This is a genomic window from Rhizorhabdus phycosphaerae, assembly GCF_011044255.1.
Classification (GTDB): domain Bacteria; phylum Pseudomonadota; class Alphaproteobacteria; order Sphingomonadales; family Sphingomonadaceae; genus Rhizorhabdus; species Rhizorhabdus phycosphaerae.
This window is the reverse complement of record NZ_CP049107.1, coordinates 1-12899: the sequence shown is the minus strand read 5'-3', so window position 1 is coordinate 12899 and position 12899 is coordinate 1. Positions and strand designations below refer to the sequence as shown.

Below are 12899 nucleotides of genomic sequence, written 5' to 3'. Positions count from 1 at the left end.
GCGCGGCGCTATTCCAGTTCTTTGCCTGCAGTCTCGGGCAACCACAGGAACGTCACCACCAGCGCCATCGCCGCCACCCCCACCGTATACCAGAGTCCTGCGAAGGGATCGCCCGACCGGGCGACCATATACTGGCTGATGAAGGGCAGGAAGCCGCCGAAATAGCCGGTACCGATGTGATAGGGGACCGACATGGAGGTGTAGCGCACGCGGGCAGGAAACATCTCCACCAGCAGCGCCGCAGCCGGGCCATAGGTCATGCCCGAAAGGCAGCCGATGGCGATGATCCCGAGCGCGATCCGCAGGGCGGCGCCGAAGGTCGGCGTGATCTTTTCCAGACGATAGCCTGCCTCGGTCAGCGCGGCGTCCAGTAGCGCCGAATCGTCGACATTCACCCGCGTTCCGCCGATCGTCACGACCGGCGCGCTGCCTTCCGCCGACTTGGCCGTTTGATAAGCTACGCCCTTTCGCGACAGTGCGTCGAGGATGCGGCCGCAGGCCGTGGCCTGATCCTTGGCAAAGGGATCGTAGCTGCAGTCGCTGCCACGTACGACCACCGGAGCGCGCTCCATGGCGGCGGCCAGATCGGGATTGGCGGCCGCCCCCATCCAGTGGAAGATCGGGAACATCAGGGCGATCGTCAGAACATAGCCGGCCAGGATGATCGGCCGCCGGCCGAGCTTGTCCGAAAGCCAGCCGAACAGGATGAACCAGCCGAGACTGAACAGCGCGCCCACGCCGATGACCAGGCGCGCCGCATCGTCCTCCAGCCGCAGGCTGTTCTGGAGAAAATAGAGCGCCTGGAACTGGGCCGTATACCAGACCACGGTCAGGCCCGCTGCGACGCCGAACAGGGCGACGAGAACCATCCTGATCTTCGGCCAGCTGTCGAAGCTTTCGCGCAGCGGGTTGCGCGCGACCGTCCCAGCCTCCTTCATCGCCTTGAAGACCGGGCTTTCCTTGAGCTTGAGCCTGATCCAGAGCGAAATTCCGAGCAGGATCAGCGAGAAGAGGAAGGGAATGCGCCAGCCCCAGGCGCGGAAGTCCGTGTCGCTGACGACGAGCCCGGCACCGAGGACGACGATGAGGCTGAGAAGAAAGCCGCCCACCACACCCGACTGGATGAAGCTGGTGTAGAGACCCCGTCGGTGGGACGGGGCATGTTCCGCGACGTAGATCGCCGCGCCGCCATATTCCCCGCCCAGCGCCAGCCCCTGCAGCACCCGGCAGAGGACCAGGAGAATCGGGGCGGCGACGCCGATCGATTCATAGGTCGGCAGCACGCCAACGGCCGCGGTGGCGACACCCATCAGCGCGATGGTGACGAGGAAGGTGTATTTCCGGCCCAGCCGGTCGCCGAGAACCCCGAAGAACAGGGCGCCCAGCGGCCGCATGCCGAAGCCCACGCCGAAGCTGGCGAGGAAGATCAGGAAGCTGACCGCCGGATTGTCGGACGGGAAGAAATGGCCGGCGACGATGTTGGCGAGGGTGCCGTAGATGAAGAAATCATACCATTCGAACACGGTACCCAAGGTGGAGGCGAGGATGACCAGACGGTCCCGCTTCGCATCAATCGTGCCTGCCCCCAATGCCGCTCTCCCCGCCGCCTGTTATCCTGCAGGGAGTATGGCAGAGCCGCATCCGCGACAAGGGCGCGAACGCGCTCCCTGCGATCAGCACGGCTCGGGCGGCGCGGCCGGCGCCGCTGCGGGCCGCGCCGCATCCATTAGCGGGTGCTTCGCATTCACCAGTTCGACCAGATGCGCGCTGTTCACATGGGTGTATATCTGGGTGGTGCCGATATCGGCATGCCCCAGCATGGTCTGCAACGCACGCAGATCGGCGCCACCTTCGAGCAAATGGGTGGCGAAGGCGTGCCGCAGCACATGCGGACTGATCCGCTCCGGCGGAATCCCCGCCTCGGCGGCAAGCTCGCGGACCAGTTGGAACAGGCGAACCCTGCTGAGATGGGCATGTCCCGATGGGAAAAGCCAGGGCTGGTCGGCGGGCACATGCGCGGTCCAGTCGGCCACCGCGGCGCGGGCGCGGTCGGAGATCGGGACCAGCCGCTCGCGACCGCCCTTACCGCGCAGGATCAGGAAGGGCCTGTCTCCGCGCAGCGCATGGCGCGGCAGCGAGACCAGCTCGGTAGCGCGCAGGCCCGAACCGTAAAGCAGCTCGAACAGGGCGATCAGGCGCAGGGTCAGCGGATCGCCATGGCGATCGCGCCGACGCTCCTCCAGGGCTTCGAACAGGCGATCGATGTCGCCATGGCCCAGCGTACGCGGCAGGGCACGGCGGACGCCCGGTCGCGGAAGCGCGTCGGAGGGATCGTCGGTCCGCACGCCTTCCTCCTCGAGAAAAGAGAAGAAGCGGCGAAGCACGGAGGACTTGCGGGCGACGCTGGTCGTGCTGAGCGCCATCCATTCGCTGCCCAGGCGCTGGAGCGCTTCGGCATCTGCCGCCACCAGCCCACCGTCCAGCAAGGCCGACGCCCCGCGAAGGTCCGATCCATAAGCGAGCAGAGTGTTGCGCGCGGCACCGCCCTCGGCCGCGAGCATCTCCAGGAACTGGACTATCGCCTGGGCGTCCGTCATCCGCCGACTAGTGCCGCCGCCAGCCCGGGAAGTCGAGCCCGGTAAGCCGCGACGGCGACAGGGTCAGAGCCGGGTCATCGCTTCGGCCGCGATCATCCGTGCTTCGCCGTCCAGACCGACATTATGAAGCGCGCGGATCATCGTCGCGAACATCGGCGACGATATGCCGCCCCAGCCGGTCCGCTGCATGCCCGCCGCCACCATCAGCAGTACCGTGCCCTGCTCGCCCCGATCGGCGGCCTGCAGCAAAATGCGGGCCCAGTTGCTGCGATTGTCGAATCCGACGCCCTGATCGGACAGCAGTTTCAACTGATCCTCGGTTTGCAAACGGTCGAGTCCGGCGAGTGCCGCGAGCAGGAGACGCAGCTTGTGCGGGTTCGAGTCCGCCCAGCGGCCGGCGACCGCCGACAGCCGATCCGCCGACAGGTCGACCGAGATGTTGGGCGTGCCCACGGCCAATATCGCCCAGGCGGGATCGCCCTTCTCTCCCGACATGCCCGCGACGACGGGCGCCCAGCCGGAGGCCTTTCGGTCGAGCCCCGCCGCCATCATCGCGCCGATCAGTTCGGCAGCGTCGCCCGCATGGTCCGAATCCGGCACGATCCGTGCCGCCGCTCGCGCGGTGAGGATGAGGGCCGCATAGCGGTCCGCCTTGCCCTCCTCGCCCCAGGCCTCGCCGTTCCAGAAAGCCTTCATCGCCGACAGGCGCGCGTCGTCGCTGTCGGCGACATAGCATTGCCGCAGCCGGGCGGCGGGGCTGTCCCCGGTAAACTCTCCGCTATCATCGGCCGCCTGCGAGAAAAGATCGACCAGCGCGGAATTGGAGAAGACGCCGAGGCGCGCGGCGGTAAGCGCCGCGCTCAGCCGTTCGGCGGCGGGGACCATGGGTGCGCGCGCGGACCAGGCGATCGTCTGGGGGCCGACCGTACGATAGAGATCGGCCGGCACGGTCAGGCCGAGCGCATTGGCCAGGCCGAAGCGCCAGCTGGTCAGCTGATTCACGCCGGTCCATTCGACCGCGACACTGCGGCGGCCCGCTCCGTTCACCGCCATCATCCGTTCGGCCAGCTGGACGTCGATGCCGCGCGGGTCGCGCGTCCTGCGCCGCGCCTGGTCCATCAGCACGTCGGCGATCGCCGTGTCGCCCGACAGTGCCGAACAGACCGCCCGCGCCATCGGCCAGATCGGCTCGCGGCTGCGAATGGCGCCGCCGTCGGCGAGCGGACACAGGCCGGCGACATCGGCCGTCGCCAGAGCCGCCTGCCCCGCCACGGCGTAGAGCTTCGCGTTGAAGCGATCGACGTCGACGCTTTGCACGAGCATCGCCGCGCCGTCCGCCTCACCCATCCGCAGCAGCAGCCAGGCGCGTTCGGCCACCCAATCTGGAGCGGAGACGTTGGCAGGCGTGGGCACCTTGGTGACGAGCGCGCGCCGCAGGGCGATCGACGCCCAGCGCGACGCGAGCGGCGCATCGAGCCGGCGCATCATCGTCGACAGGAACCGGCCATCGCGCTCGCCCCAGCTGTTCCGGCCATAGCCGGAACCGAGGCCAACGACGTCGATCGGCCGCCGCGCCGAATCGGGAAGCTCAGCCTGCCGCGACACCGGCTGCGGCGGCGCGACCGAGGCGAAGATGCCGGGATCGAGCACAAGCGACGGGGTGGCGCCGGCGGGGGGCGCAGAAGCGTTCTGCGGCGGGGTGGCTCCCGTCTGCGCGTTGGGCGCCTGTGACGGAGCCGGGGTCGGCTGCGGCCGAGCGGCCGGCGGCGCCTGGCCGAAGCCGGGCGGCAGCAGCGACTCTTGGGCAATCGCGGCGGCAGCGCCCAGCGCGGTCAGACCGGTTCCGACGAGCAGCAGGCGCGGCAGCAGCCCGCCGAACCGCTTATTGCGCGGCAGCTTCATTCAGCATCGCCTTTTCGACGGTCACGGGAGGCTGCTCGGTGTCGACGAAGCTCAACCCGACCAGCGCCAGGACGATGACCAGGACGATCGAAAGAAGAATGAAACTGAACCGCGACATGGAATTCCCTTGGGTGGACGGGCAGGTTGCAATCGACGGGCTTTTGCCCGAGGGGGCGCCCATGTGTATAGCCCTCGATGACATGTCGCAAAGCCTGCCTCCCACGACCCCGCGTTTCGATCGTCCGCTGGTCCTGATCGGCTTGATGGGCGTGGGCAAGTCGACCATCGGCAAGAGGCTCGCGGGGCGTCTGCACCTGCCGTTCGTGGACGCCGACCACGAGATCGAGCGCGCAGCCGGCCTGACGATCAGCGAAATATTCGCGCGCTTCGGCGAAAAGGAGTTCCGCGACGGCGAGCGGCGCGTGATCGGGCGGCTGATCGACGGCAAGCCCAAGATCATCGCCACCGGCGGCGGCGCGTTCATGCAGGAAGAGACGCGCAACCTGATCCTCGAAAAGGCGCTCGCCATCTGGCTGGACGCGGATATCGAGGTGCTGGCCGAGCGCGTGTCGCGGCGGGACGGCACCCGCCCCCTGCTCAAGAATCGTGACCCGCGCGAGGCGTTGACCGAGCTGGCCGCCATCCGCAACCCGATCTATGCGCTCGCCCCCGTCCATGTCCGCAGCCAGCCGCTGCCGCACGACGCCACGGTCGACGCCATCATGAAAGCCCTGTCCGCATGACGATCCGCGTGGCGCTCGGTGAGCGCAGCTATGACATCATGATCGAGAATGGCGCGCTCGACCGCGCGGGAGAGCTGCTCGCTCCCTATGCCGCGCGTGGCCGATTCATCATCGTCACGGATCGAAATATCGTTCCTAATCAGCTTTATAGACTGGAAAGCTCGCTCACCGCAGCAGGTATCGCCTGTGCGATCGAGGTTCTTCCGCCGGGGGAATCGACCAAGAGCTGGGCAATGCTCGAAAAGCTGACCGACGCGATGCTGGCCTATGGCGTCGAGCGGAACGACACGCTGATCGCGCTCGGCGGTGGCGTGATCGGCGACCTGGTCGGCTTCGCCGCCTCGATCGTCAAGCGGGGCTGCCGCTTCGTCCAGGTGCCGACCACGCTGCTGTCGCAAGTGGACTCGTCGGTCGGCGGCAAGACCGCGATCAACAGCCGCGCAGGCAAGAATCTGATCGGCGCCTTCTACCAGCCGGTCCACGTCCTGATCGATCCGACCACGCTCGACACGCTGCCGGTCCGCGAAGTCCGCGCCGGCTATGCCGAGGTGGTCAAATATGGCCTGATCGACGATCCCGCCTTCTTCGCCTGGTGTGAGGCCAATGTCCGACAGCTGCTTGGCGGCGATTCCAGCGCGCGACTGGAAGCGATCGGCAAAAGCGTCGCGGCCAAGGCGCGCATCGTGGGCGAAGACGAGCGGGAGACGAGCGGGCGGCGCGCACTGCTCAACCTCGGCCACACCTTCGGTCATGCCCTCGAAGCGGAAACCGGCTTTTCCGATCGCCTCCTTCACGGTGAGGCGGTCGCGGCGGGCATGGCGCTCGCCTTCCGTTTCTCCGCCGCCCAGGGGCTGTGCAGTGCGGACGACGCGCGCCGCGTGACCGACCACCTCGCCGCCGCCGGCCTGCCGACGACTCTCGAAACCGCCGGCGTCGATGCGCGCGGCGATGCGCTGGTCGCGCATATGCTGCACGACAAGAAGATGGAGGGCGGCCGCCTCCCCTTCCTGCTCGCGCGCGGCATCGGCGAGACCTTCCTCGAAAAGCAGGTCGATCTGGCCGCCGTCGCGCGCTTCCTCGACGCCGATCGCGGCTGAGCGCGTCTCCTCCGTTTCCGACCCTTCGTCGGTTGGCCAGGACGGAGCGCTGGGATAGGCTCCCCCACATCGGGGGGATTCGGTGCTTAGCTTTCTTGCCGCAGGGGAAAATCTGGCCTTCGTGATCGCGCTGGCGATCATGCTCCTCGTCGGTATCGTCGAAGTCGCGGGCATCGGCGCCGGCGCCCTCGGATCCGATCTGGATCTCGATGCCGACGGCAACTGGCTCGGCTGGCTGGGCTTCGGGCGCTTGCCGCTGCTGATGCTGATCGTGCTGTTCCTCGCCTGTTTCGGGCTGATCGGCCTGATCGGTCAGCAGATCGCCCACGACCTGGTCGGATCGCTTCTGCCGGGATGGGTAGCGGTGCCAGGCGCCGCTTTCCTTGCCCTGCCCCTGACCGGACTGTTCGCGCGCGGCTTCGCCCGGATCATGCCGCGCGACGAGACGACGGCGATCCTGCAGGATCAGCTGGTCGGCCTGCACGGCCATATCGTGGTCGGCACCGCCAGCCGAGGCCATCCCGCGCGGACCCGCGTCCGCGATTTCCATGGTCAGGACCATTATGTGATGGCCGAACCCGACATGCCCGACGCCCGCTTTACCGAAGGCGACGAGATCCTCCTCGTCCGCCGCGAGGGCCAGATATTCCGCGCGATCAGCAGCGGCTCTCCTCCCTTCTCACAGTGGATAGAAAGATGAGCAATTTGCCCATACCCGCCTCCGACAGCCTGATCGAAGGCGGCCGGAGCATCTACCTTATCGCACCGGCGGTTGTCGTCCTCACGCTGCTCGTGCTCGGCTTCATACTGGCGCGGCTCTATCGGCGGGCATCGAAGGAAATCGCCTTCGTCCGGACCGGCTTTGGCGGGGAAAAGGTCGTGATGAACGGCGGCGCGATCGTGCTGCCCGTCTTCCATGAGACGATGCCGGTCAACATGAACACCGTCCGTCTTGCCGTCGAGCGCAAGAATGCCGACGCGCTGATCACGCTCGACCGGCTGCGGATCGACGTGAAAGCCGAATTCTATGTTCGCGTCCGCCCCGATCGCGAGGCGATCGCCATGGCTGCGCAGACACTGGGCATGCGCACCATGCACTCGGAAAATCTGAAGGAGCTGGTCGAGGGCAAGTTCGTCGATGCGCTGCGCTCGGTCGCGGCCGGCATGACGATGAATCAGCTGCACGAACAGCGCTCGGACTTCGTCCAGAAGGTGCAGCAGGTCTCGTCAGCCGATCTGGCGATGAACGGTCTCGAGCTCGAATCGGTCTCGCTGACCGGGCTCGACCAGACCTCGATCGAGCATTTCAACGCGAACAATGCGTTCGACGCCGAAGGTCTCACCCGGCTGACCGAACAGATCGAGCTGCGCAAGAAAGCGCGCAACGACATCGAGCAGGACACGCGCGTCCAGATCGAGGCGAAGAATCTCGAGGCGCAGCGCCAGTCCTATCTGATCTCGCGCGACAATGAATTCGCGCGGCTCGAGCAGGAGCGCGAGATCGAGATGCGCCGCGCCGAGCAGATGTCCGAAATCGCCCGCCAGCAGTCCGAGCGCCAGCGCGAGGCCGAGCAGGCACGGATCGAGGCCAAGCAATTGACCGATGCCGCCCAGATCGAAGCGGACCGGGCCGTGCAGGAGGCGAAGATCGCCCAGACGCAGGCACTGGAAATCGCACGGCAGGAGCAGCAGATCGCCGTCCAGAACAAGAGCCGCGAGGAAAGTCAGGCTAAAGCCGAAGCCGACAAGGCGCGGGCGGCCGCCGTCGCCGCCGAGGAACAGGTCGCGACTGCCCGCGAAACCGAGATCGCCGAGCGCGCCAAGCGGATCGAGCTGATTCAGGCGGCGAAGGAAGCCGAGCGCCAGGCGCTGGGCATCAAGGTCGAGGCCGAGGCCGAGAAGCAGGCCGCCGCCGACCGCGCCGCAGCCGTGCGCGCCGCCGCCGAGGGCGAGGCTGAAGCGGAGAAGCTGCGTGCGGAGGCTTCGCGTGTCCGCTTCGAGGTCGAGGCCGCAGGCAAGCGCGCGGTCAACGAGGCTGCCAACCTGCTGTCTTCCGAGAACATTTCGCTGCAAGCCAAGCTCGAGCTGCTGCGCGTCCTGCCCGACATCGTGCGCGAGGCCGCCAAGCCGATGGAAGCAATCGATTCGATCAAGATCGTCCAGGTCGACGGATTGACCGGCGGAGGCGCGTCGGCGGGTGAAGGCTCGGCCGGCGGCGATGGAAACCTCGCCCAGTCAGCGGTCGCGGCAGCGCTCCGTTATCGCGCACAGGCCCCCGTGGTCGACGGGCTGATGAAGGAGCTCGGCCTTGACGGGTCGAGCCTCGATACGCTCGTATCCAGCGCGACATCGAGCGCTGGCATCGCGAAGGATGACGGCGCGAAGGCGAAGAGGGACTGAAGGATAAAGGGCGACCGGCACGCTGGTCGCCCTTCGTCACTTGCCTTTGAGATAACCCATAGCGAGCCACATCCAGCCCAGGATGAGCGACAGCCCGCCTATCGGCGTGATCGCACCGAGCCACCGGGGCGCTCCAAACGCCATTGCATAGAGCGTTCCGGCGAAGACCGTCATTCCCAACAGGAACAGCGCGGCCGTCCCGCGGCTGCGCGCGAGGATCGCCAGGCCGGCGACCGCGTGGACGATCTGGTAGAGCGAGCCCGTCGACAGCCATTCGGCTGCCTTGCCCGATGCGCCGTGTGTCCCATAGGCGCCGGCGATCACCGCGACCGCGCCCGACAAAGCGAGCAGCGCCGCCAGGGCATCGCCCGAGCTTCTAGCGCGTGCCATGGTTCTGCTCCGCTTCGGGCTCGGTGGACAGGTCGAGGCTGCGATCAGCACTGAACATCATCTCGCGCTTCACGGTGACGTCGCCCGAGGCGATCTGCGCCTCCAGGCGCAGCCCGTCGCGGCGGCGATATTCGGTCTCGATCATCTCGATATTCTCCGGACTGAACCCCAGCCGGTCTAGCGTCTCGCGCCCCAGCAGCACGGCGGATTCGAAAAGTTCGCGAACCGCGCCGGCCAGATCGAGCTTGCTCAGCGACATCATGTGCAGCCGATCATAGGCGCGCACCAGGATAGCGGCCTTGGGAAAGGCTTCGAGAATGGGCTGCAACTGCGCCTTGTCGAGGCCGTTGCCGTCGACGCAGAAGAGGATCGCCTGCGCGTCCGCCGCTCCTGCATTGCGCAGCAGGTCGATGCGCGTGCCGTCGCCATAGAAGACCTTGACGTCGAACTTCTGGGCGACGTCGATCTGCTCGACCCGCCGGTCGATCAGGCTGACCCTGACCCCGGCCGCGAGCAGCATCTGCGCGACCGTCTGTCCGAAGCGGCCATAGCCGACGATGATCGCCGCCGGGCTGATCGAGCCATCGGGTCCGGGGCGATCCTCCTGGCTGGGCGGCGGTGTCAGGAAACGGCGGGAGAACATCATCAGGAAGGGCGTGGTCGCCATCGAGAGGGTCACGATCGCGCCGAACAGGCTCGCCGCCTCGGGGGCGATCAGCAAAGCACCTGAAGCCTGGGCGAACAGCACGAAGGCGAACTCGCCGCCCTGGCTCAGCAACAGGCCGAAGCTGAGTGCCGGCCGTGTCGGCACCCCGAACATCCGCGCGATGCCGAACATGACGACGGTCTTGGTGGCGACGACTGCAGCGGCCATGGCGATCACGAACAGCGGCCGTTCCATGATGACGCCCAGATCCAGCAACATCCCGACGGCGAGAAAGAAGAGACCCAGCAGGATCGTGCGGAACGGCTCCACATCGGCTTCGAGTTCATGCCGATAGGGCGAATCGGCGAGCATCACGCCGGCGACGAAGGCTCCCAGCGCGGTGGACAGATGGAGCATCTCCATCACGGCCGCCGCCGCCAGGACGGTGAAGAGCCCGGCCGCCACGAACAGCTCGCGCTCGCCCATATTGCCGACCAGGCGGAACAGCGGATTGAGGATGAAGCGGCCGGCGAGGACCAGACCGACGATCGCACCAACCGTATAGAGGCCGAGCAGCCATCCCGGCGGCGCACCGGGCACCGGCGGCGTCCGCGACAGGGTGGCGATGATCGTGATCAGCGGGATCAGCGACAGGTCCTGGAAGAGCAGGACCGAGAAGGCCCGTTCCCCGGCCGGCGTGTTGAGGCGCCCGGCAGACTGCAGCATCGGCAGCACCTGCGCGGTCGACGACAGTGCCAGCGGCAGGCCGAGCGCCAGCGAGGCAGCGAGCGAGAAGCCCGTCGTGGCAAAGATCACGCCCGCAATGGCCAGGCCACAGGTTACCACCTGGACGAGGCCCAGCCCGAAGATGTCGCGCCGAAGCCGCCACAGCCGGTTGGGATGAAGTTCTAGCCCGACGAGAAACAGCAGCAGGACGATACCGAGTTCGGCGATGCCGAGCTTGGCCTCTGCCCCGCCAATCAGACCCAGCCCCTGCGGACCGATCACCGCGCCTGCGACCAGATAGCCGAGCGTGGCACCGAGCCCCAGCCGTCGGAATACAAGCACCGAGCCTATGGCCGCGCCCAGCATGACGACGCCGTCGCGGATCAGGAAAGCCTGGGATGGTTCGGTCATCGCGTCTGGCTTTCCTGAGTAACGGAATGGGTGGCGTCTCGTGCGGCAGCGGCAGCCTCGGCGACCGCCTCGAACGCGAGGCGAATCGAGGGATGGCGGGCCGCGTGAGGCCGCGCCGGAAGAAATATCTCCAACCCGGGCCAGTCGCCCGGATCGTCGCGCTCGCCGGCGAGAAAGGCGGCCAGCGCGTCGCGCGCTTCGGCTAGATCGCCCGGACTCCGCCCGATCGCATGTTCGCCCATAAGCGCCGCCGCAGCCTGGCCGAGCGCGCAAGCACGAACTTCCTGCCCCAGCGCCGCGACTCGACCGTCAGGGTCGAGCGCAACGTCCACGGTTACGCGGCTGCCGCAGATGGGCGAACGGCGCGACACCGTCGCCTGCGGCTGCTCCAGCCGCTGCTGATGGGGAATGGCGGTCGCGAGCCGCAATATCTGCGCATTGTAAAGCGTGGCCGACATGCCGTCCCTTTAGGACGATATCGCCGCCCCGTCATCCGCCGCCTGCACCGGAAGGCAGACGGCCGAAGCCGTCCGCCCCTGTTCGGTGCCGCGCCTCAGCCTTCGAGCTGGCGAATGAGCAGCCGGACGTCGGCGTCCAGTTCCGCGTCGGTCTGGCGCAGCTTCTCGATCTGCTTGACCGCGTGGATCACGGTAGTGTGGTCGCGTCCGCCGAAGCGGCGGCCGATCTCGGGCAGCGACCGCGGGGTCAACTGCTTGGCGAGATACATGGCGACCTGGCGCGGACGTGCGACTTCGCGGGCGCGGCGCGCGCTCGACATCTCGGCCTGCCGGATGCGGTAATGGTCGGACACCTTCCGCTGGATCTCGTCGATCGTCACGCGGCGCTGGTTGGCCCTCAAGATATCGGCGAGAGTCGCCTGGGTGAAGTCGATGTCGACCGGCTTGCCCGACAGAGCCGCATAGGCGACCACCCGGTTGAGCGCCCCCTCCAGCTCGCGCACATTGGCGCTGATTCGGCGGGCGAGGAACATCACCACATCCTGCGGAACCTGCGCCTGCGGCATGCCCTGCAGCTTGCGCATCAGGATGTTGAGCCGCAGTTCGAAGTCGGCCGGGTTCACGTCGGCGACGAGACCCCAGGACAGGCGCGACAGGATCCGGCTTTCGATCCCGTCGAGGTCCTGCGGGCTGCGATCGGCGCTGATCACGAGGCGACGCCCCGCCGAGATCAGCTCGTTCATCGTGTGGAAGAACTCTTCCTGGGTCGATTCCTTACCCGCGATGAACTGGACGTCGTCGATCATGAGAACGTCGGCGGCGCGCAGCTTCTGCTTGAAGCTGAACGTGTCCTTCGCCCGCATCGCGGAGACGAACTCGAACATGAACTTCTCGGCCGACATGTAGACGACCTTCGCGCCGGGGTGGCGCGCCAGATAGTCGTGGCCGATGGCGTGCATCAGGTGGGTCTTGCCGAGACCCGTGCCCCCATGAAGGAACAGCGGATTGAAGGCGAGCTTGCCGCCCTCGGCCAGGGTCCGCGCCGCATTATAGGCCACCTCGTTCGCCTTGCCGACGACGAAACTCTCGAAGGTGTAGCGGGCCTCGAGCGGGGTTCCGCAGCGAAGCTCGGTCTCGGGCACACTGGCAGGCACCGCCTCGGGCGCCGGATCGCCAGCGGGGGCGGCGTCGGCCGAGAACAGCACCGGACGCTCCGCCGCCATTCCGGCAACGATCGACACCTGCCGGATCTGCGGCAGCAGGGCGCGCCATGCGTGCAGAAGATGATCGGCGAAATGGGTGTTCGCCCAATTGGCCATGAACTCGCTCGGCGCGACCAGCCTCAGCTCACCGGCGGCGAGATCGCAATCGCCAAGCGTCAGCGGCTTGAGCCAGCCGTCGAAGGTCCGCACGCCGATGCTCCGGCGCAATCCGGACCGAATCGTTTCCCAAGCCTGGGCAAGCGCAACGTCCACGCCGGCGCTCGCCGACGCTGCATCGCCCATCCCCAAACCTAAACCGTCAGACAC

Annotated in this window: 12 protein-coding genes; 4 read left to right on the top strand and 8 right to left on the bottom strand. The window is 67.2% G+C overall.

Annotated elements, in window-relative coordinates; translation table 11 throughout:
- Positions 1 to 8: 8 nt before the first annotated feature.
- The 4 genes from G6P88_RS00060 to G6P88_RS00045 all read right to left on the bottom strand — a co-directional run bounded on the left by G6P88_RS00060 (position 9) and on the right by G6P88_RS00045 (position 4617).
- On the bottom strand, positions 9 to 1589 hold the full coding sequence (locus G6P88_RS00060) for an MFS transporter (RefSeq protein WP_165321257.1): 1581 nt from the start codon (positions 1587 to 1589) through the stop codon (positions 9 to 11).
- Between the two features lie 84 nt (positions 1590 to 1673).
- The gene (locus tag G6P88_RS00055) at positions 1674 to 2597 is read right to left on the bottom strand and encodes a tyrosine-type recombinase/integrase (RefSeq protein ID WP_165321256.1); all 924 of its coding nucleotides are present in this window, start codon (positions 2595 to 2597) and stop codon (positions 1674 to 1676) included.
- 63 nt (positions 2598 to 2660) lie between these two features.
- Positions 2661 to 4499 (bottom strand): hypothetical protein, encoded by a 1839-nt coding sequence (locus tag G6P88_RS00050; protein WP_165321255.1) that lies wholly within the window; start codon positions 4497 to 4499, stop codon positions 2661 to 2663.
- Positions 4480 to 4617 carry a hypothetical protein gene (locus G6P88_RS00045; protein WP_165321254.1) on the bottom strand — a complete coding sequence of 46 codons (138 nt, stop codon included), beginning with the start codon at positions 4615 to 4617 and terminating at the stop codon, positions 4480 to 4482. Before G6P88_RS00045 ends, G6P88_RS00050 begins: the two co-directional genes overlap by 20 nt.
- An 82-nt stretch (positions 4618 to 4699) precedes the next feature.
- Between G6P88_RS00045 and G6P88_RS00040 the strand changes: the two genes are divergently transcribed.
- The 4 genes from G6P88_RS00040 to G6P88_RS00025 all read left to right on the top strand — a co-directional run bounded on the left by G6P88_RS00040 (position 4700) and on the right by G6P88_RS00025 (position 8739).
- Positions 4700 to 5242 carry a shikimate kinase gene (locus G6P88_RS00040; RefSeq protein WP_226946858.1) on the top strand — a complete coding sequence of 181 codons (543 nt, stop codon included), beginning with the start codon at positions 4700 to 4702 and terminating at the stop codon, positions 5240 to 5242.
- Entirely contained in the window at positions 5239 to 6339 is a 1101-nt protein-coding gene (gene aroB / locus G6P88_RS00035) for a 3-dehydroquinate synthase (protein ID WP_165321252.1), read from the top strand. The genes G6P88_RS00040 and aroB overlap by 4 nt, the downstream gene beginning before the upstream one ends.
- An 82-nt stretch (positions 6340 to 6421) precedes the next feature.
- Positions 6422 to 7039 carry a YqiJ family protein gene (locus G6P88_RS00030; protein ID WP_165321251.1) on the top strand — a complete coding sequence of 206 codons (618 nt, stop codon included), beginning with the start codon at positions 6422 to 6424 and terminating at the stop codon, positions 7037 to 7039.
- Entirely contained in the window at positions 7036 to 8739 is a 1704-nt protein-coding gene (locus G6P88_RS00025) for a flotillin family protein (protein ID WP_165321250.1), read from the top strand. The genes G6P88_RS00030 and G6P88_RS00025 overlap by 4 nt, the downstream gene beginning before the upstream one ends.
- A 36-nt stretch (positions 8740 to 8775) precedes the next feature.
- On the opposite strand, the gene G6P88_RS00020 is transcribed toward G6P88_RS00025, so the two are convergent.
- The 4 genes from G6P88_RS00020 to dnaA all read right to left on the bottom strand — a co-directional run bounded on the left by G6P88_RS00020 (position 8776) and on the right by dnaA (position 12875).
- Positions 8776 to 9129 carry a DUF423 domain-containing protein gene (locus G6P88_RS00020; protein ID WP_165321249.1) on the bottom strand — a complete coding sequence of 118 codons (354 nt, stop codon included), beginning with the start codon at positions 9127 to 9129 and terminating at the stop codon, positions 8776 to 8778.
- A complete protein-coding gene (locus tag G6P88_RS00015) occupies positions 9116 to 10912 on the bottom strand; it encodes a cation:proton antiporter domain-containing protein (RefSeq protein ID WP_165321248.1) in 1797 nt (598 codons plus the stop codon). The genes G6P88_RS00020 and G6P88_RS00015 overlap by 14 nt, the downstream gene beginning before the upstream one ends.
- Positions 10909 to 11370: an iron-sulfur cluster assembly scaffold protein gene (locus G6P88_RS00010; RefSeq protein WP_165321247.1), complete on the bottom strand. Its 462-nt coding sequence runs from the start codon at positions 11368 to 11370 to the stop codon at positions 10909 to 10911. Before G6P88_RS00010 ends, G6P88_RS00015 begins: the two co-directional genes overlap by 4 nt.
- A 95-nt stretch (positions 11371 to 11465) precedes the next feature.
- Entirely contained in the window at positions 11466 to 12875 is a 1410-nt protein-coding gene (gene dnaA, locus G6P88_RS00005) for a chromosomal replication initiator protein DnaA (RefSeq protein WP_226946660.1), read from the bottom strand.
- Positions 12876 to 12899 lie beyond the last annotated feature (24 nt).

Coding starts and splice junctions, on each gene's coding strand:
- G6P88_RS00025 (WP_165321250.1), top strand. CDS start 7,036: ATGAGCAATTTGCCCATACCCGCCTCCGACAGCCTGATCGAAGGCGGC.
- dnaA (WP_226946660.1), bottom strand. CDS start 12,875: ATGGGCGATGCAGCGTCGGCGAGCGCCGGCGTGGACGTTGCGCTTGCC.
- G6P88_RS00045 (WP_165321254.1), bottom strand. CDS start 4,617: ATGTCGCGGTTCAGTTTCATTCTTCTTTCGATCGTCCTGGTCATCGTC.
- G6P88_RS00040 (WP_226946858.1), top strand. CDS start 4,700: ATGTCGCAAAGCCTGCCTCCCACGACCCCGCGTTTCGATCGTCCGCTG.
- aroB (WP_165321252.1), top strand. CDS start 5,239: ATGACGATCCGCGTGGCGCTCGGTGAGCGCAGCTATGACATCATGATC.
- G6P88_RS00015 (WP_165321248.1), bottom strand. CDS start 10,912: ATGACCGAACCATCCCAGGCTTTCCTGATCCGCGACGGCGTCGTCATG.
- G6P88_RS00055 (WP_165321256.1), bottom strand. CDS start 2,597: ATGACGGACGCCCAGGCGATAGTCCAGTTCCTGGAGATGCTCGCGGCC.
- G6P88_RS00010 (WP_165321247.1), bottom strand. CDS start 11,370: ATGTCGGCCACGCTTTACAATGCGCAGATATTGCGGCTCGCGACCGCC.
- G6P88_RS00050 (WP_165321255.1), bottom strand. CDS start 4,499: ATGAAGCTGCCGCGCAATAAGCGGTTCGGCGGGCTGCTGCCGCGCCTG.
- G6P88_RS00020 (WP_165321249.1), bottom strand. CDS start 9,129: ATGGCACGCGCTAGAAGCTCGGGCGATGCCCTGGCGGCGCTGCTCGCT.